Raw genomic sequence first — 18,802 nt, forward strand, 5'->3', positions numbered from 1 at the left:
GGTTTTTTGCGAACCGAAGTCCAGCCAGTTCAGCACCGGAGACCGCTGCGCTGCTTGTGGTGTGCAGTCTCTATCCCGGAACGTCATTCCGCGAGAGGCACACTCGACGCGTCAAAACCGTCCGCGAAGATCGCGTCCTTCCAGCCGCCGCGCAGTTCCCAGCTCGATTCGCTGAAAACCGGCGTCGCCGCAGAAAACGCTGGCACGATCTCGATGTCCATCACGTTCGCGGCCGCCGCGGGATCGAGCACGATCTCCTGCTGTTGCCAGCGCTGAGCCGGGTTCGCGATAACCGGCGGAAACCAGCCGGCGACGACGCCGTTGACGCGTACCTCGGCAGGCGCCGATCCGGCCGTGGCGCCCGGCGCGCCGGAACCCGCATCGAAGGTGCGGCGCAGGCGCAGTGGCAGCGCGATCGAATTCTGGCGAAAGCGGAAATGGCTGCTGCCGCCGGTGTAACGACACGCCGTCGCCGTACGTGGCGTCTCGGCCGCGTCCTCGAATACGGAGTTCAGCGCCGTGCAAACGGCACCGCTCGCAGCCTGGTACGCATGTGCGGCCGCGACTTGCACGTCGCCAATCTCAAAACCGGCATAGCCGACCATCGTCGGCTGCGCGTTGTGGTAGGCGAAGGCGACATCGCGCACGCACATCGGGATCGGCATAGCCGCCGAGAAACCGGCCTGCTGGGTCAGCTTGAGGCCGCTCGTGTAGGCGATCGGATCGGTGAGCAGCAGTCGATAGACCGCGGTCGTGCCGTTGCCGTCGGGATCGACCTCGGTCGCGCCGGACAACGCGTGGGCGTAAGGACATGCCCGCTGGCCGCAGTCGAAATAGAAACCGCCGTTGTAGAGATCCTCGACGCCGGTGCCATACCAGGACGGCGCGACCGCGTCGTCGAGATACGCGCGCTCGTCGCCTTCGAGATAGCCGCGCGTCGTCGTACCGTTGGCGCGATAGCGCGCAGCGATGCCGACCAGCTTGCCGGCGCCACGGGCCGCGTAGAGCGGCGGATCGCCGGACACGACACAGCTGTCCGCGAGCGTCGCCGTGAAGCGACCTGCAGTCGCGGGCACGGCCGAACCGTCGAAGCTGAGTACGGTGTGGATCTGGACTGGCGTGGAGAGATTGGACGATGCGACCAGTTCCACATCGGCCGCTTGCGCGAACGGCATCGGGAACCATGCGTACAGCCAGCCCGCATCCTCGCCGACGAGCACGCCGCGCGCAGGCACGCTCGCCGTCGCAGCCGTTGCGAAGAAGTCAGCCAGCGGCACATCGACCGTGGTGATCGCATCGAAGGTCAGGCGCAGGCTCACATCCGCATACGCGGCGGGCGGCAACTGCAGGCGGATACCGCGCAGCCAACTCGGCCCCGCGTGCGAAGCGATCGCCAAGGTCGCACCCGGCGTCAACGTCCAGACGCCGCTCTGCGGCGCGAGCAGGCCGTTCCACGGATCACCACCTGCGTGCGCGAGAAAGGCGCGCCACGCAGGCTCGTCGTGCCCGGCGACGAAACTCGTGATCGGCGTGCCGGGTGCGATGCGATGATGCTGGACCTGGAACCAGAGCAGGCGCTCGCGAGGATTTGCGCCCTGCGGCTGGCACGGATTCGTGCCACCGTTCTCGGCGTTCACTAGCGCGATGCGCAGCGATTGCGCATAGGCGATCGGTACGTAACTCACGTAGCCGCCACTCGAACTCAGACGATCGGCAACCAGTGGCGCGGTGAACGGCGGCGTCGAGCCATCGAATAACGCAGCGAGCGGAACATCGAGGGTCGGCACGAGTGTGCCATCGACATAGAAGCGCACGCGCGTCGCCGGATCGATGCAGGTCGCGTGGCCAAATCCGGTGGTGAGCCAGATACGTGTCAGCGCACCCGGCCCGCGCTCGTCGAACACCACGACCTCGGCACCGTCGCGATACAGCCAGCGCTCCGGATACGCATTCGCCAGCGCACCCTCAGGACCCGGATTGCTGCGGTCGTAGCGGCAGCCATCGAGGCAATGGCTGGAGCGCTCGAGCACGAGATCGGTCGCGTCGAGTTCGGCGAGGCGCGCAGGCGACTCCCAGATCGCCCACGGCAGACCGGCGGCGACGACAGCTCGCGAAACCAGCAGCAGGATCACAAACGATGCGTAGTGGCCATGGCGCGTCACCGGGCCGGCCCGCTCAGTCGCGCTCGGGGTACAGCGCCGGCAGTGCGGAAGCACTGGCCTGTGGCACGGGTCGATCGCGCCAGGCAATGCCACCCTTGAACGCCTGCGTCAGACGTGTCGCCAAACCCTGCGGCGAGGCGCCCGCGTAGCGCGCGCGCTGCAGGTCGACGAGCGCATCGCGTTGCACGGCGTCGCCGAGCCGCGCGACGAGCTCACCGAGATTGCGCACATCCGCACGTTCGGCACGCGCCCACGCGACCAGCACGCGCTCGGCAGCGGCGAATTCACTGAGCGAACACGCGCGTAGGAACGCAGCGCGTTGCGACGACGAATCCGGCAGCACGGTTGCTGCGGCCTTCGCGATCGGCATTACCCGACGCGAACGCCACCACAACGCGAGCGTGATCAGCCACAGCGCAAAGCCGAGTATCGCCAGCGCACGCCAGACGCGCAGACGCTTGGGGGCCGCGGCCTTTGCAGGCGGTGACGGCGCGATCTGCGCGATACCGGGAACAACCGCATTCGACGCTGGCACTGTGCCGGTAGAGGTCGCCGCCGACGCCGCACTCCCTGCAACGGGCAGCACGCGGATCGTGTGCGGCGGCAGCTCCGCGGTCTCGGCGCGGTCGCGCACCGTATCCCACCACTGCACTTTCAACCCGGGAATCGTGAGCGTGCCGCCCCGGTTCGGCACGAATGCAAACTTGCGCACGCGTTCGCCGTACAGCCACTCGCCGTCGTCACGCGTGCGCGTGTCGGCCTTGTCCGGATAGACCTCGGCGCCGTCCGGTGCGGCAAGACTCAGCTCCGGCAGCTGCTCGAAGCCGAGACCTTGCGCCTGCAGGCGGATCGTACGCGTGACCGGATCGCCGACATGGATCTCGCTCGGCAGTTCGGTCTCGTCCTTGAGCAGCAGCGAAGCGGCAGGCAGCCAGTTGCTGTCGGTCCACTGCGCGGGCTTCGGCCTGACCTCGAGCTGCATCGGATCCGAGCGTGCGCCGACGCTGCGGCCACGGCTGAAGAAACCGGTCGGGTCGGTGACATCGAGCGCGGTGCCACGGAACGCGAGTGCAGGAATCGCGATCGCGCCGCTGCGTTCGGGCGTCAGCGCGTAGTGACGTTCGACGACGTGATAACGACGACCATTGAGCGTCGCCACATAGGACTTGTCCTGACCGAGCCGCTGCACGCCGATGCCATCCGCCTGCGGCTCGCCGAGATTGCCGTCGGTGAGGTCGAACGCGTAGTAGAGCTTTGCGATGTAGCGCACTTCCTGCTGCACGTAGGGCGTCAACGGTTCGGCGCTGACCTCGAGGAACACGTCGCCGCCGGGCTTCGCCTGCGTACCCGCCGCCTGCGCAAGCACGCTGAGCTGGATCGGTTCAGTCCTCGCGTTGCCGACCGCGATGGGTGCGATCGTGATGCGCCCCTCGCGCTTCGGTTCCAGCCCGACTGCCCACAGCGTTTTCGCGCTGCGCGTGCCGTTGATGATGCTGATCTGCTGGCTGGATTGCGTGCCGGTCAGGTTGAAGTCCTGCGCAAGCGCGGAAAAGTCCGGCTGCGCGCTGCTGCCGCCTTCCGCCTCGACGTTCAAGGTAACGGTTTCGCCGAGCTGCATGGTGTCGCGATCAAGCCAGGCGCGCACGCCCGACGCATCCGCAAACGCAATCATGGATGCAAGCAGGAGAGCGCACGGCACCAGCCAGGCGGCGAGCCGGATCGAAGTCCTTGTCACTGTCCGTTTCCTCCGCCCTGCTGGCGACGTTGGTATTCGAGCTGGAACTTGCGCCGCAGCAGACCGCCTGGATCATCCGGCACGCGCTGCAGCAGATGATCGAGCGCCTGCCGCTTCTCGCGCGTCGCCTCGTCTTCCTGCGTCACCGCGGCCTGCGGCTTGCCATCCTTGTCGTCGGGCCGTGCCTTGTCCGCAAGCGACTGATCAATGGATTGCGAAAGCGCCTTCTGCTGTTCGGCATCCGGCTTCTGCGTGTCCGCCTGCGCGGCCTTTTCCTGCTTTTCGGCGCCGGTGCCGGATGAGGACCCCTGCTGATCCTGCTGCGCATTGTCCTTCTGCGTGTCCTGGTGCCGTTGTTTCTGTTCGGCATCCTGCTCACCCGACGCTGCCGACTGCGACGAATCCTGCTGGCCGCCCTGCTGCTGGTTCTGCGGCTGATCCTGCTGGCCGCCCTGGTTCTTGTCCTTTGCCTGCTGCTGCGAATCCTGGCCGGATGATGGCTGCTGGTCCTTCGCATCCTGCTGCTCGGAATTCTTGCCGTTCTGCGGCTGCTGCGAGTCTTGCTGCTTCTGCCGCTTCAGGAATTCCTCGACCGCGCTGCGGTTCGCCTGCGCATCGGTCATGCCGGGCGCGCGCTTGAGCGCCTCGTCGTAGGCGGCAATCGCGTCCTCGTAACGACCAAGCCTGGCCAGCGCGTTGCCCCTGTTGTAGGCGCCGTCCGCATCGGCGGTCTTTGCATAGTCGGCGGCAGCGGCCTCGTAGTTGCCGGCCTTGTACTCGGCACCGGCGCGCCATTCCGGCGCGCGCGCGACCGCCGCCGCCTGCTTCGCATCGCCGTTCGCGAGTGCGCGCGCGGCCTGCTGGTCCGTGCGCTGCCAAAGGTCCGCGAACGATGCGGCCTGCGCCGGCGGTGTCTGCGCGAACATCGCCAGCACAAGCATCATCAACCAGCCGCGCCGGAAGCCGAGCAACGCGAGCGGCACGAGCAGCAGCAACAGCCACGGCCCTCGGTCACGCCAGCGTGCGCTCTCGGCGATCTCGCCGCCGGCTGTCGTGCCCTGCGCGTTGCGGTCGACGCTATCGACGCGATCGGCGAGCAGAGCGTCGAGATCGCGTGCATCCGGACTCAGGTTTGCATAGCGTCCACCGCCCGCATCGGCGACCGCGCGCAGTCCGGCCTCGTCGAGGCGCGACACGGTCACGTTGCCACTGTCGTCCTTCAGGAAATCTCCCTGTGCCAGTGGCACCGGCGCACCGGACGCGCCCCCTATGCCGAGCACCGAGACGCTGAAGCCGCGCTCGTGCGCCTTGCGCGCCGCCGCGACCGCACCAGCGCCTGCGCTGTCGGCGAGCAGGATGATCTCGCCGTGATGCAAGCCGGCCTGCTCGATCAGCGCGGCGGCGCTATCGATCGCGCGCGCGGTCGCGTTACCAGCGACCGGCATCGTGGTCGGATCGAGTGCATCGACGAGATTGCGCACGGTGCCGACATCGTCGGTCAACGGCGCGGCGATGAATGCATCGCCGCCGTAGCCGATCAAGGCGGTCTGGTAGTCACGGCTGCGCGCGAGGATGTCCTCGATCTTGTAGCGCGCGCGGGACAGGCGGTTCGGTTTCTCGTCCTGCGCGAGCATCGTCGGCGCCAGTTCCAGCGCAAGTACGCGTGCTGCTTGGTTGCGGTACAGCGGCATCGGTTCGCGTTCCCAGGCGGGGCCGGCCAGCGCGAGACAGGCCAGCGTCCACAGCAGCGCTGCGAGCATGATGCCGGCGCGGCCTGGGCCGCCGTCGATGCGTTCGATCAAGTGCGGCAGAAGATGTGCGTCGATTGCGGCGCGCCATGCGCCCGCGTCCGCGCGGCCATGACGCCAGGCGAGCCAGAACAGCGGCACGGCGAATACCAGCAGCAACGCGAACGGCCGCAGGAAATGGAAGTCCGCCCATCCGGCCATGAAAGCACCGCTCATGTCGACACCGCCCTGCGCAGCAGGCGCACGCGCCACACCGGCAGCAGGAACGCGAATGCGCCAGCCGCGAGTGCGCCGGCAAGCGGCAGCCAGTACAGCTCGTCGACCGGACGCAGGCTCTGCTTCGCGTCCGCCGCGGGTTCGAGCTTGTCGATCGTGCGGTAGACGTCGGCGAGTTCCTCGCTGTTGCGCGCGCGGAAATAGTGGCCACCGGTCTTCGCGGCCATCTCGCCCAGCATCTTCTCGTCGAGATCGGCGGACGGATTGATCACGCGGCTGCCGAACAGGCTATTGACGCGCATCGCATCGGCACCGATGCCGATCGTGTAGATGCGCACATGGTTCGCCGTAGCGAGATCAATCGCCTTGACCGGATCGAGTTCGCCGGAGGTATTGACGCCGTCGGTCAGCAGCACCATTACGCGCTGCTGCTGCGGACGATCGCGCAGGCGCTTGACCGCGAGGCCGACCGCGTCACCGATCGCAGTCTCGCGGCCGGCGAGTCCGATCGTCGCATCGGCGAGTTGCTTGCCGACCGTCTTCAGGTCGAAGGTCAACGGCACCAGCAGATAAGCGCGCGTACCGAACAGGATCAGGCCGACGCGATCACCGGCGCGGCGCTGGATGAAATCGGCGCCGATCGCCTGGATCGCCGCGAAGCGTGGCGCCGGCTGACCGCCGAGCTGCATGTCCTCGATGCTCATGCTGCCCGAACAATCGACCGCGAGCAGCAGGTCGCGGCCGGAGCGTGGCACGTCTTCCGGTGTGCCGAGCCATTGCGGCCGTGCCGCCGCGAGCGCGAGCAGCGCCCATGCGAACAATGCGAGCACGCGACGCAGGCGCGGCACCGGCGAGACATCCGCCTGCTGCGGCAGCGCGACGCCGAGGTGCGGCAGGTGCAGGGCCGTGCTCATCAGGCCGCACGCACGCGGCAGCAGCCGTACCGCGATGAAGGGCAGCGGCAGGATCGCAAGCAGCCAGGGCCAGGCCAGCTCAAGCACGCCGGTGTCTCCGCGGCAGCGCATGCGCGAGCCACGCGCGTGCGAGGTCGAGCAGCGCGCGCGCATCGAACGCCGGCGCCGCTGGATCGCCGTCGCGCCGGTACGGCGCATCGATCAACGCGCGTCCGGCACCGTTGCGGAACGGTGCCGCGGCGGCGTGCGACGGCGGCAGTCGCCGATCCAGAAAGTCCAGCCAAGCCTCATCACGCAGTGCCGCGGCCTGCGGCTCGATCAGCAGCGAAGCGCGCCGCAGCAGCTGCGACACCTGTGTCGCGACCTGAACCGGATCAGGTTGTGCCGCGTGCATCGCCGCGATGCGTTCGAGCTCGGCCTGAACGCGTCGGCGCCAGCGCCGTTCGCGCTCACGCCGGAGCAGCCAGCGTGTGGCGAAAACGGCCAGCGCGAGCGCGAGCGCAGCGAGCAGCCACCAACCTGGCGCCGGTGGCCACCACGATGGCGACGGCGGCAGATGAATGTCGTGCAGTTCGGGGCCGGGAAGAGGCGAGCTCATGTGACGATCGTGGAGTGGCGACTGCGCGCAAGCAGCGGCGCCAGCGCGCGGCGCAGGTCGGCGTGACTGTCGAGTTCAATCGTGCGTACGCCGAGTTTCGTGCACTGGTCGCGCAGGCGCTCGCGCGAAGCGGCGAAGCGTTCGGTCCACGCGCTGCGCACGCGGCTGTCGGAGAAATCGAGAATCTGTCGCACGCTGCCGAGATGCAATGCGTAGCGGCCGGGTGGCGGCGGTGCCAGTTCGAGCGCGTCGCGCAGCAGCACGACGGAGACTTCGTGGCGACCTGCGATCTGCGGCAATCGCTCGGCGGCAGCCGCATCGGTGCTGAAGCCGTCACTGAGCAGCACGAGGCGCATGCCGGGCCGCAGCAATCGGCGCACGCGCGCGAGCGCACTTGACAGCGGCTCCTGCTGGTTCGCATCGTCGGCGCTCGCATCCCAGTCGCGCAGCGCGCGCAGCACATGCAGTACACCACGTCGCCCGCCTGCCGGCTTGACTTCGCCATTGATGCCGCCGCCGAAGCCGATCGCGCCGACCCGGTCGCCGGCGGCGGATGCCATCCACGCCAGCAAGGCTGCCGCGCGCGCCGCCTGCACGCTCTTGAAGCGCACGCGTGTGCCGAAGCGCATGCCGGGATTGAGGTCCATCGCGAGCAGCAGGCCCTGTTCGCGTTCCTCCTCGAACAGTTTCGTGTGCGGCTTGCCGCTGCGCGCGGTCACGCGCCAGTCCATGTGGCGGATCTCGTCGCCCGCCTGGTAGATGCGCGACTCGCGGAAATCCACGCCACGTCCGCGCCAGCGTGAGCTGCTTGTGCCCGTACGCAGCGCCGGACTGCGTCGGCTGCGTGCAAGGCTGGTGCCGTGCGCGAGCGCGCTGAGCGCGATCAGCTCGTCGAGCGCGACACGGACGGAATGGGACATGACGGGCATCGGGAAATGCTCAGGGCAGCGGCACGCGCTCGAGCAGCAGCGCGATGACCTTGTCCGCGCTGATACCTTCGGCCTCGGCCTCGTAGCTCAGGAGCACGCGATGGCGCAGCACGTCGGCTGCAATCGCGTGCACGTCTTCGGGAGTCACATAGTCGCGACCGGCGAGCCACGCGTGCGCACGCGCGCAGCGATCGAGCGCGATCGTGCCGCGCGGGCTCGCGCCATAGGCTACATAGCGAGCCAACTCGGCGCCGAAGGGCGACGGATCGCGCGTCGCCAGCACGAGCTGGACCAGATAGTCCTCAAGCTGCGGCGCGAGATGGAGTTCCAGCACTTCGGCGCGCGCGCTGAACACCTGCTGCTGGCTGAGCCGGCGCGCCGGTACCGGCTGCGCGCTCAGCGCCTCGCGCGCACGCGCGCGCGCAAGTTTCAGGATCGCCGCTTCCGCGGCCGCCTTCGGATAGTCGACGCGCACATGCAGAAGGAAGCGGTCGAGCTGCGCCTCGGGCAACGGATAGGTGCCTTCCTGCTCGATCGGATTCTGTGTCGCCATGACCAGGAACAGGGCCGGCAATGCGTAGGTGTCGCGGCCGACCGTGACCTGGCGTTCGCCCATCGCCTCGAGCAGCGCGGACTGCACCTTGGCCGGCGCGCGGTTGACCTCGTCGGCGAGGATCAGGTTGTGGAAGATCGGCCCACGCTGGAACTCGAAGCTGGTCGTCTGCGGTCGGTAGATCTCGGTGCCGGTCAGGTCGGCCGGCAGCAGGTCCGGCGTGAACTGCACGCGGTGGAAATCCGCCTCGATGCGCGCGGCCAGCTCCTTGATCGCGGTGGTCTTGGCGAGGCCGGGGGCCCCTTCGACCAGCAGATGGCCGTCTGCGAGCAGCGCGATCAGCAGGCGGTCGATCAGCGCCTCCTGGCCGATGATGCACTGGCCGAGCTCGCTGCGCAGCGCGGAAAAGGCGGCGGATGCCGTTCTGGCTTCGGGCATGTCCATGGGTCGGTTCGGGGTTCCGGAGAGATGATCGCACGTCGACGTGCGCGCCTTCGGACAGCGCCGGAAGCGAGAAGTTTTATCGAGGTGTGTTGACGATTGGCCACGCCGGGTCGTTTGCGCGCGCGCCGCCGCATGACCCTGCGGGGCAATGCGACCGGCTGGGAGACTGTCAACGGACCTTGGTCAGGCCTTCAACACGTGGTCGAGCGGGACCGGCTTGCCGACCAGCCAGCCCTGCGCATAACGGCAGCCGAGTTGGTGCAGGATCTCGCGCTGCTCGCGCGTCTCCACGCCCTCGGCGACGAGATCGCAATCGAGCGCGCGTGCCATGGCGACGACCACGCCGACAACGGCGACGCCGCGCTGGCGGTCGAGCGCCTTCACGAAGCTGCCATCGAGTTTGATCTGGTCGAAACTCAGGGTCAGCAACGGTCCGAGGTTCGAGAAACCGGTGCCGAAGTCGTCGAGTGCGACATGCATGCCCACCGCGTGGCAGCGCTCCAGCAGGTCGGCGATACGCGCGTAATCGAGCACCAGGCTCTCGGTGATCTCGAGCTTGAGCCGGTCCGGCGGCAGGTCGCGCTTGCGCAGGTGGGCGAGGATGCGCTCGACCAGCTGCGCATCATCGAGCTGGCGCGCGGACAGGTTTACCGCGATGAAGGGCAACGGTTTGCGGCCGCGGCGCTGGAGTTCGCCCAGCATGTCGCAGACGCGCTCGAGGATGTAGTCGCCAACCGGCAGGATCAGCGAGGTCTCCTCGGCGAGGCGGATGAATTCGGCCGGAGACACCGCACCGCGTTCCGGATGCTGCCAGCGCACCAGCGCCTCGTAGCCGGCGATGCGGCCAGAGATGATTTCCTCGATCGGCTGCAGGCGCACCTCGAGCTCCTTGCGCTCGAGAGCCGCACGCAGTTCGCTCTCGAGGCGGATCTTGTCGAACGCATGGGCGTCATCCGGCTGCGCGAGCGAAACACTCGGGCGGCCAGTGCCGTCGCCGGTCAGGGTCGCCAGCGCCGAGCGGTAGCGTGTCAGCTGGCTCATCAGTAGCGCGCGAACAACCGGGTCGGCCGCGGCAAGACGTTCCGCGAACTGCGCGGCATCGATCGGTGTCAGGCGGCAGTTGGTCAGCGCGCGAGCGGTCGCCGTGCGTGGCGACTCGTCGAGGACCGCCATCTCGCCGAGCAGCATGCCCGGCCCAAGCTCACCGAGTACACGGCGCTCGCCGAACTGCGTCGTGCTGATCTCGATGCGACCGGACTCGATCAGGAACGCGCCGGACGGCGCATCGCCTTCGGCGAAGATGATGTCGCCGGTCTTGAACAGCTCGCTGTAGGGCTGCACTGCGCGATTCCCCTGAGAATTCGCTTACGCGCCGCGATGTTGTGGTTCTTGATATCCGGTGATCCTACACAAAAAAAGGGCCGCATTGCTGCGGCCCTTCGATTTTAGAATCTGCCCATCGTCTTACGGATGGCAGCTCGGATCACTCGGCGGACTGAAATCAGTGGCGCAATTGGCCGTGCCATTGAATGTTACGGTCGCGCTATTGTTGCCGCTGGCTGTGAATACACACGTCCCCGTACCATTGGACGGTTGAACGACAGGCGGTCCTAAGGAACCCGGCTTCACGAAGCCCGATGCGACCGCCGAGAACATCGCTGTCCCGGCGTTGCTCGTAGTGGCGCTACCCGGCGTCAGTGCGATAGCGGCGTTCAGTCCGCCACTCGCAGTGCATGTGCCAGTGACAAGCACACCAGGTACCAAGCCGCCGGAAGCTGTACGCGCGGTTACCGTGATCGCCGCCGTTACGCCAGCAGACGGTACGGAGACGGAGTTTGGTGAAACCTGCAAGGTCGCGATCTGCACTGAGATACCGACGCTCGTGCTCTTGCCAGCCGCGGAAAGCTTGAGCGAACCGCTGGTCGCGCCCGCCGCAGATGCCGGCACACCGGTGGTCACCACGTTACCCGTTGCGCAACCGTTGACGCCGGTCACTTGCGCGAATGTGCCACTGCCGGTCTGTCCGTCGACCGTGCCGGTGCCACCACCGGAAAGAGCGAACTGGAACGATACCGTCTGGCCGCGCAGCGGAATACCGAGTGCATCAGCCACGCACACGGTGACGGTCGCCGTCGTGTCGCCGAGGATCGGATCTGGCGATGCCGAGATCGTCGCGGGCGCCACGCCGGGATAGGCAAGGACACCAGCGTCGGTGACGCGGCGTGGACCGTTGGTCACGCGGTCAACGCCATCGCCCTGCGCCCAGATCGCAACCGCGTTGCCAACGCTCTTGACCGTATAAGTGAGGGATGCATGCACAACGCCTTTCGCATCGGTGACCGCCTGGGCCGTGACGCTGCCCTGCTGGGAGCGCCCGATCAAATAGGGAAGCACCGGGCCGTAATCCACGCTTACGCCGGTCGTGTCGTTGAGGTTGAAACCAGGCGACGCGACGAGGCTGGTCGCACTGGTCACGCTTTGCACCGTGACCGCGCTCTCAAGATCATCGTTGCCCTGCACAGCCTTGCCGAACACAACCAGCGCGTCGCCGGGACCGGCACCACCGCCGCCCGTCGTGAATTGTCCGGTCGGCGCGGTGAACAGGGTGCCGCCTTCTTGCGGATTGCCGTCGATACCCGAAAGCAGGAACTGGTTGTCGTTCTTGCTACCCGGCGCACCAACCGGTGTGTCCACTGAACCGAAGCGGATCGGCGTACCCGGCAGCACCGGATTGCCTTGGCGATCCTGCGCCTTGGCCGAAACGACCAAGCTAAGCGTGGCATCCGGATTCGTGGGAATCGCGTTCGGACTCGGGGTCACGCTGCCTGAAGCGGTTGGGACGACGCAGGGAGTCGTCACGCAATTGATCGTGATACCGGGCAAATTCGCTGCAAAGACCGGTGAAGTGACCTGGATCGAATACAGCTTGCCGTCCGACACAATGACCGAAGTCGTGAACGTGACCGGATCCTGGATACCGTTGCTGACGTTGTTGTCGGCGCGGTCGACCGTCGCGCGGATCTGGATCGGACCCTGTGGCGTCTGGTCGCCTGCTTGGAACGATGCCGTCGCAACACCATGCACGGTATGCGAAGACACCTTCGTGCCCGTGCTCGAACCGCTCACCGAATTGGTGGACAGGCGCGCATCGCCCGCATTGCCGATGATCTCGAACTGGATGTTGTCGACGCCGCTGTTGCCACTGACCGGATCGGGAATCAGCTGGCCACCGCCATCGCGCACAGTGGCGCTGATGGCGGACGAGTTGGTTCCGCCCGAACTCGGCAGATAGATGCCTGTCGGACTTGGGGTCAACGTGACACTCGCTGGCGACGAACCGACGCCGCTCGTCACTGTGAACACGAGACTGGCACTCACCGTCCGACCCGTCGTCGGATCGGTTGCGGTGACAACCAAGGTCGTTGTGCCCGCAGTCAGACGAGAATTGACGAAGACAGTGGCTTGCCCGTTGATGCCGGTGATCGGAACCGATCCATATAGGTCGCTGGTGGTCGCGCAGGTACCACTGCCACTGCCACCGCCGCTCGTCCCCGCTGCCAAACAGGAGATCGCCGCAACTGTGATCGGCGAAATGCTGACCGCGATGTCGTGCCCATTCACGAGCGTCCCATTGGCATTCCGCCATACGATGGTGACTTCAGCCTGGGTTGGTGCACCCCGCTGCGCCGGGTCATAGCCAGCCGTATTAAGCGGCAGCGTCGTCGTCGTTGCGGTCAGCGTGATCGAGCCGCTCTGCGGGGGCTGGAACGCGTCGCCGCTGCCACCACCACCGCCACCACCGCCGCAACTGGCCAGGACGAGGCTGGCGAGCAGCAGCCCCAGGGTCTTGCCGAAAAATTTCATGTTGAATCTCCAGGACTGCATGTTCGTTTCTGGTCGGGTGCCTTCAGGCATCGTCGTCATTGTGTGTTACACCCAGCCGGTCACTTGAGGCTGTCGCTCAGAATGCGCGGCGTGACGAAAATCAGGAGTTCCGCCTTGGTGTCGTTGCGACTGTTGTTCTTGAACAAGTTGCCGAGCACCGGCATGTCGCCGAGCAACGGCACCTTGCGGATCGTGTCGGATTTGCTGACCTCGTAGACTCCGCCGAGCACGACGGTCTGGCCATTGTCGACGAGCACCTCGGTGTTGATCTCGCGCTTGTCGAGCGTCGGCACCCTGCCACCGCCGGGGTTGTCGACGAAACCTGCGATCGCGTCCTTCTTGACGTTGAGGTTCAGCACGACGCGGTCGTCGGCCGTGATCGTCGGGGTGACCTTGAGTTCGAGCACTGCTTCCTTGAATTGCACGGTCGCGGTGCCCAAACCGCCAGCACCACCCGAGTTCTGGAACGTGACGTAACCGACTTCCTGGCCCTGCTTGATATCTGCTTCCCGCTGGTTCGCTGTGATCACACGCGGGCTGGAGATGACTTCGCCGCGACCTTCGGTCTGCGCCGCGGACAACTCGAGATCGAGTAGATAGTCTGCACCGAGGATCGCAAGGCCGAAGCTTCCCGCCGGATTTGTGGCCGGCATGTTGACGTTGAGGCGGTTGTTCAGCGAGGGCACCAAAATGCCGTTCCCTATTTGAGGATCCCGCGCAGTGTTCGGCAAACCGAGACCCGGTCCGTTAAAGCGGTTGTTGAGGACGACGTTGTTCATCTGATCAGTGCCGCGAGCTGTGCCGGCGGTGCTGATCACGTTGTTGTTGCTGTCCATGTAGCCGCCGCTAATACCGAACTTCACGCCAAGCTCGCGCGCGAAGCTGTCAGTCGCGATCACGATGCGCGATTCGATCAGCACCTGCTGAACCGGGCGGTCGAGCACGGCGACGAGCTGGCGGATCTCTTGGATCTTCGACGGAATATCGCTGACCAGCAGCGTGTTCGTGCGGTCGTCATAGCTGACGCTGCCGCGCGAGGACAGGAAACCCCGCTGAACCTGGCCACCGGCAGACTGGCCGCCCGCCGAGTTGGTCTGCGTTTCCTTGGTCAGCAGTGCGGCGATGTCCTTGGCCTTGCCATAGCTGACCGGGATGTAGTCGGTAACCAGCGCTTCCTTGTCTTCCATCTTCAGGCGCGCATCGGCAATCGATTCCTCGCGGTCCGCGATCTCCTTCTGCGGCGCGACCCAGATCACGTTGCCGCGGCGGCGCTTGTCGAGACCTTTGGCCTGCAGCACGATATCGAGCGCCTGGTCCCAGGGCACATTGATCAGGCGCAAGGTGACGTTGCCCTGCACGCTGTCGGCGACGACGATGTTGAGATCGGAGACATCGGCGATCAGCTGCAGCACCGAACGCGCGGGAATATCCTGGAAGTTGAAGGTGACACGGCTGCCGTTGTATTCCGGTTCCGCGTTCTTGCCCTTGAGCTTCGCTTCATCCTTCTTTTGCGAGATCTCGACGACGTACTCGTTGCCGGTCTGATAGGCGAGCTGTTCGAACGGCTGCTTGGCAACGATCTCCATGTGCACGCCGTTGTTGCGCGCGCGCGTGTCGATCGATTGCACCGGGGTCGCGAAATCGAGCACGTCGAGATGCTGCGCCTGGTTCGGCGGCAGCTTCACGTTGAGCATGTCGAGCACGATCGTGCCGCCCTCGCGCTTGAGGTTCGCAGCGGCGCCCGGACCGTTGAAACTGACCACGACGCGCCCCTCACCGTTCTTGCCGCGGCGGAAGTCGACGTTGGACACCTCGATCTCGTTCGATGCGCTGACCGCCTTGGTCGGATCGGTCTTGCCGACCGAGGTCGCGACGCTGGTCGTGCCGATCAGGCCGTTGTTGATCGTGAGCACCACGTTGTTGCCATTGGTGCGCGTGTCGTAGCCGGCGACGCGGAACAGGTCGACGACCACGCGCGTGCGTCCGGCGGCCTCGATCGCCGAGACGCCCGAGGTCGCCCCCGCGCTGATATCGATGTGGCGCTTGCTGACCGCGTTGCGGGTGTCGGCGAAATCGAGCGCGATGCTCGGCGGCGACTCGGTCGAGAACGCATGGGGAGCACTGACCGGGCTCGCGAACTTCAGCGTGACCTCGACTTTGCCTCCCGGCAGGGCCGTGTAGCTGATGTCGTTGAGCACATTCTCGGCCTGCGCGGCACCGCTCAGCACGAAACCGAGAAGGAGCAGCATCCAGAGCACTGGCCGGATCACCGGGAAGGCAAACCTGCGCTCCGAGGTTGAAGCGAATGTCGTGGTCATGAGATTTGTCCCGAATGATTCGATCATTTCTTGGTGTCGCCCAGGGCAATCGAGGCCTGCCGTTCCATCCAGCCACCGGTGCCGTTCGGCACCAGCTCGACGAGGTCGATGTGGTCCTCGCCGATAGCGGTGATGCGTCCGTAGTTCTGACCGAGGTAGTTGCCGACATGGACCCGATGCACCACGCCATCCGGATCCCGCACGAGCCCCTCGATCTGCTTGGCCAGACCGAGCGTGCCGGACATCTTCAGCCCGTCGAGAGGAAACGACTCGAGCGGCTCGCGCGTGCGGTTCTGGTCAGGATGCGGACCGGTGTTCGCGGTCTGCTCCTGCTCCTCGGCACTGAGGCCGAACGGATCGCGCAGGTTCTGATCCTTGTAGAGGAAGGTCTCGAACGTCTTGACGACTGGCAGCGGCTGCAAGGGAGCGCCTTTCTTCGCTTTCTCCTTCGCGACCCATTGATGCGGGTCCTCGCTCGAGCTGCAGCCGGCGATGCCGACAAGGAGCACGCACGCAACGGCCAGTCGATACATGGTGGCGAGGGGAGCATTCATGTCATTCTCCTCCTGCCTTGGACTTGGCCGCCGGTTTTGCGGCGAGCGCTGGCTTTGCGCCGGGCTTCGCTGCTTCCGCGCGCTGGACCTCCGCAGTCTCCGCCTCGTCGAGATAGCGATACGTCTTGACCGTGCCCTCGAGTGTCAACTGTCCGCCGGAGATCGATGTGGAACTCGCACTGGGCGCCTTGAACGGTTTCAGCGAGACATCGTGCATGGTCAGGATGACTACGCGCGGCAGCGATGCGACATTGCTGATGAACGATCCGAACTGATGGTAGGTGCCGAGCATCTTCAGCTGGATCGGCTTTTCGGCATAGAAGTCCTTCATCGCCTCCGGTCCCGGCTGGAACAGTTCGGTCTCGATGCCGGCCGCCAAGGCGGCCTGCGTGATGTCGTTCAGCAGGTCCGGCATCTCGGTCTTGCTCGGCAGCTGGCGCAGCATCGTCTGCAGCATCTCCTGCATGTCGTCGAGCTGCTTGCGGTAGGCCTCCAGGTTGACCACCTTGGCCTGCTTGTCCGAGAACTCCTTCTTCAGCGCGGTTTCCTTCTTGCGCGCGCTGTCGAGTTCGTCCTGCTGGCCGCTGATCTGCAGGTACCAGCCGAAGAACAGGATGAGGATGACGATGAGGCTGGCGAAGAAGATCTTGACCGACTTCGGCCAGCCACCGATGTTGTTGCGGTCCAGATTGCGCAGGTCGTCGAGGAAGCTCATTTCTTCTCCCCCGTGGCCGGAGTGGTCGTCGGTTGCGGCGCCGGCGCGGCCCTGTCACCAGCGGGCACCGGCTTGCTGGACGCGTCACCCGGCTGCGCGCCAGAATCGCCTGGCTTCTTCGCGCCTCCCGGCGCAGCCGTAGCGGCGGCCGTTGCTGCAACGCCGGCGTTCGCGGCTCCGCCCGCCGACGCCACCTGCCCGCCATCCTGCGCGTCCTGCGGCTTGCGCAGCTTCACGTCGAGCGAGAACACATATGGCATCTTCTTGTCGGCGTCCTTCAAGCCCGCCTGGTTCTCGATCTTGCGCAGGTCGGTGTGTCCCATCCACGGCGACACGTCGATGTTGCGCATGTAGCTGGCGACACGCGAATTCGATTCGGCGACGCCCTCGAGCGTCAGCACCTCGCCCGCCTGCTTCATCGAGATCAGGCGCACGCCGTCCGGGATCGTCTTCACCATCTCGTCGAACAGATGCACCATCTGCGAGCGGTTCGACTGCAGTTGCTCGATGATCTCCTTGCGGGTCAGCAGCTGCGAGCGCGTCTTGTCGAGCTCCTTGATCTCCTCGATCTGCTTGTCCAGACCCTTGATCTGTTCCTGCAGATACGTGTTGCGGCTGCTCTGATCGTCGATCAGATGATTCATCCACAAGATCGCCGCGATCAGCACCACGAACGCGCCAACCGCGGTCGCAAGCAGCATCATGTAGAACTCGCGCTCGCGCAGCTTGCGCCGCTCGGCACGCCACGGCAGAAGGTTGATGTGTGCCATCAGTCGTAGCTCCTGAGCGCGAGTCCGCAGGCGATCATCAGCGCGGGCGCGTCCTGCGCGAGCGTCTGCGCCTGCACGCGACCTGACAGCGACATGTCGGCGAGCGGGTTGGCGACGATGCAGGGAACGCCGAGGTGTTCCTCGACCAGGTCGGCGATGCCGGAAATCGACGCGCAGCCGCCGGCGAGCACGACCTGGTCGACGCGGTTGTACTCGCTGCCGGCGAAGAAGAACTGCAGCAGGCGGCTGATCTGCTGGACCATCGCCTCCTTGAACGGCTCCAGCACTTCGCTTTCGTAGGATTCGGGCAAGCCGCCCTGGCGCTTGGCGAGGCCGGCCTCCTCGTAACTGAGCCCGTAGCGGCGCATCACCTCGTCGGTGAGCTGCTTGCCGCCGAAGACCTGTTCGCGCGAGTAGATCGTGCGCTGGTTCTTCAGCACGATCAGCGTGGTCATCGTGGCGCCGACGTCGACGACCGCGACGACCGCATCCTTCGGCACGGACAATTGGTCGGCGATCAGCCTGAACGCGTTCTCCATCGCGAACGCCTCGACATCCATGACCTTGGTGCCAAGGCCGCCGAGGTCGAGCGCGGCGACCCGCAGGTCGACGTTCTCGGTCCGCGACGCGGCGAGCAGGACGTTCACCATGTCCGGGTTGTCCTTGATCGGACCGAGCACTTCGAAGTCGAGACTGACTTCCTCGATCGGATAAGGGATGTACTGGTTCGCCTCGACCTCGATCTGCGCTTCCATGTCCTCCTCGGACAGGTCGCCGGGCATAGGGATCACCTTGGTGATCACCGCCGAGCCGGCGACCGCGGCGGCCGCGAACTTGGTCCTGGCACCGGAACGGTTCAACGCGCGACGGATCGCTTCGCCGACCGCCTCGACCTCGACGATGTTCTTCTCGACGACGGCATTGGGCGGCAGCGGTTCGACCGCATAGTGTTCGACGCGATAGCGACCGCCGACCTGCACCAGCTGGAGCAGTTTGACCGCGGTCGAGCTGATGTCGACGCCGATCAGCGGCGGCGCTTTAGGTGTGAACAGGCCCACACTTTTTCCCCTTCCCACGCGCTCTTACGAGCGAAAGATGCGCCGTTACATTAAATACGATGATTAACGGTTTTTCAACAGCCGTCCAGCGTTAAAATAAAATTTAGTGAACACAGTCACTTAGATCGAACTTCGCCCCTGACAGAAGACAAGGCGCCCCTTCCGGCACCTGTCCCGCGAAACCATATACGCTCTATACTCCG

The 18,802-nt window shown here is 65.7% G+C and carries 14 protein-coding genes; all 14 read right to left on the reverse strand.

Annotation, left to right across the window (positions count from 1 at the left end; all coding sequences use genetic code 11):
* Nucleotides 1-83: 83 nt before the first annotated feature.
* A complete protein-coding gene (locus ABD002_RS13415) occupies nucleotides 84-2,162 on the reverse strand; it encodes a DUF2961 domain-containing protein (RefSeq protein WP_343791927.1) in 2,079 nt (692 codons plus the stop codon).
* A 13-nt stretch (nucleotides 2,163-2,175) separates the two neighbouring features.
* Nucleotides 2,176-3,897, reverse strand: a complete 1,722-nt coding sequence (locus tag ABD002_RS13420) for a BatD family protein (RefSeq protein WP_343791929.1) — start codon at nucleotides 3,895-3,897, stop codon at nucleotides 2,176-2,178.
* Nucleotides 3,894-5,861, reverse strand: coding sequence for a tetratricopeptide repeat protein (locus tag ABD002_RS13425; RefSeq protein WP_343791931.1), 1,968 nt, complete (start codon nucleotides 5,859-5,861; stop codon nucleotides 3,894-3,896). The genes ABD002_RS13420 and ABD002_RS13425 overlap by 4 nt, the downstream gene beginning before the upstream one ends.
* Nucleotides 5,858-6,886 (reverse strand): vWA domain-containing protein, encoded by a 1,029-nt coding sequence (locus ABD002_RS13430; protein WP_343791933.1) that lies wholly within the window; start codon nucleotides 6,884-6,886, stop codon nucleotides 5,858-5,860. Before ABD002_RS13430 ends, ABD002_RS13425 begins: the two co-directional genes overlap by 4 nt.
* On the reverse strand, nucleotides 6,855-7,373 hold the full coding sequence (locus tag ABD002_RS13435; protein WP_343791935.1) for a DUF4381 domain-containing protein: 519 nt from the start codon (nucleotides 7,371-7,373) through the stop codon (nucleotides 6,855-6,857). The genes ABD002_RS13430 and ABD002_RS13435 overlap by 32 nt, the downstream gene beginning before the upstream one ends.
* Complete coding sequence (locus tag ABD002_RS13440) at nucleotides 7,370-8,293, reverse strand: DUF58 domain-containing protein (protein WP_343791937.1); 924 nt, start codon at nucleotides 8,291-8,293, stop codon at nucleotides 7,370-7,372. Before ABD002_RS13440 ends, ABD002_RS13435 begins: the two co-directional genes overlap by 4 nt.
* A gap of 19 nt (nucleotides 8,294-8,312) precedes the next feature.
* Nucleotides 8,313-9,299, reverse strand: coding sequence for an AAA family ATPase (locus ABD002_RS13445; RefSeq protein WP_343791939.1), 987 nt, complete (start codon nucleotides 9,297-9,299; stop codon nucleotides 8,313-8,315).
* A 183-nt stretch (nucleotides 9,300-9,482) separates the two neighbouring features.
* Complete coding sequence (locus ABD002_RS13450; RefSeq protein WP_343791941.1) at nucleotides 9,483-10,640, reverse strand: EAL domain-containing protein; 1,158 nt, start codon at nucleotides 10,638-10,640, stop codon at nucleotides 9,483-9,485.
* Nucleotides 10,641-10,763: 123 nt separating this feature from the next.
* Complete coding sequence (locus ABD002_RS13455; protein WP_343791943.1) at nucleotides 10,764-13,163, reverse strand: hypothetical protein; 2,400 nt, start codon at nucleotides 13,161-13,163, stop codon at nucleotides 10,764-10,766.
* Nucleotides 13,164-13,243: 80 nt separating this feature from the next.
* The gene (locus ABD002_RS13460) at nucleotides 13,244-15,502 is read right to left on the reverse strand and encodes a type IV pilus secretin PilQ (protein WP_343791945.1); all 2,259 of its coding nucleotides are present in this window, start codon (nucleotides 15,500-15,502) and stop codon (nucleotides 13,244-13,246) included.
* A 23-nt stretch (nucleotides 15,503-15,525) separates the two neighbouring features.
* Complete coding sequence (locus tag ABD002_RS13465) at nucleotides 15,526-16,056, reverse strand: pilus assembly protein PilP (RefSeq protein WP_343791947.1); 531 nt, start codon at nucleotides 16,054-16,056, stop codon at nucleotides 15,526-15,528.
* Nucleotide 16,057: 1 nt separating this feature from the next.
* The gene (locus tag ABD002_RS13470; RefSeq protein ID WP_343791949.1) at nucleotides 16,058-16,771 is read right to left on the reverse strand and encodes a type IV pilus inner membrane component PilO; all 714 of its coding nucleotides are present in this window, start codon (nucleotides 16,769-16,771) and stop codon (nucleotides 16,058-16,060) included.
* Nucleotides 16,768-17,541, reverse strand: coding sequence for a PilN domain-containing protein (locus tag ABD002_RS13475; protein WP_343791951.1), 774 nt, complete (start codon nucleotides 17,539-17,541; stop codon nucleotides 16,768-16,770). Before ABD002_RS13475 ends, ABD002_RS13470 begins: the two co-directional genes overlap by 4 nt.
* Nucleotides 17,541-18,599, reverse strand: a complete 1,059-nt coding sequence (locus ABD002_RS13480) for a pilus assembly protein PilM (RefSeq protein WP_343791953.1) — start codon at nucleotides 18,597-18,599, stop codon at nucleotides 17,541-17,543. The genes ABD002_RS13475 and ABD002_RS13480 overlap by 1 nt, the downstream gene beginning before the upstream one ends.
* Nucleotides 18,600-18,802: the final 203 nt, after the last annotated feature.

The organism is Dokdonella soli (assembly GCF_039523175.1).
GTDB classification, from domain to species: Bacteria; Pseudomonadota; Gammaproteobacteria; order Xanthomonadales; family Rhodanobacteraceae; genus Dokdonella_A; species Dokdonella_A soli.

What these genes read in the sequence shown, in the direction of transcription:
- ABD002_RS13425 (WP_343791931.1), bottom strand. Translation starts at nt 5,861, where the DNA reads ATGAGCGGTGCTTTCATGGCCGGATGGGCGGACTTCCATTTCCTGCGG.
- ABD002_RS13430 (WP_343791933.1), bottom strand. Translation starts at nt 6,886, where the DNA reads ATGCGCTGCCGCGGAGACACCGGCGTGCTTGAGCTGGCCTGGCCCTGG.
- ABD002_RS13435 (WP_343791935.1), bottom strand. Translation starts at nt 7,373, where the DNA reads ATGAGCTCGCCTCTTCCCGGCCCCGAACTGCACGACATTCATCTGCCG.
- ABD002_RS13440 (WP_343791937.1), bottom strand. Translation starts at nt 8,293, where the DNA reads ATGTCCCATTCCGTCCGTGTCGCGCTCGACGAGCTGATCGCGCTCAGC.
- ABD002_RS13445 (WP_343791939.1), bottom strand. Translation starts at nt 9,299, where the DNA reads ATGGACATGCCCGAAGCCAGAACGGCATCCGCCGCCTTTTCCGCGCTG.
- ABD002_RS13455 (WP_343791943.1), bottom strand. Translation starts at nt 13,163, where the DNA reads ATGAAATTTTTCGGCAAGACCCTGGGGCTGCTGCTCGCCAGCCTCGTC.
- ABD002_RS13460 (WP_343791945.1), bottom strand. Translation starts at nt 15,502, where the DNA reads ATGACCACGACATTCGCTTCAACCTCGGAGCGCAGGTTTGCCTTCCCG.
- ABD002_RS13465 (WP_343791947.1), bottom strand. Translation starts at nt 16,056, where the DNA reads ATGAATGCTCCCCTCGCCACCATGTATCGACTGGCCGTTGCGTGCGTG.
- ABD002_RS13470 (WP_343791949.1), bottom strand. Translation starts at nt 16,771, where the DNA reads ATGAGCTTCCTCGACGACCTGCGCAATCTGGACCGCAACAACATCGGT.
- ABD002_RS13475 (WP_343791951.1), bottom strand. Translation starts at nt 17,541, where the DNA reads ATGGCACACATCAACCTTCTGCCGTGGCGTGCCGAGCGGCGCAAGCTG.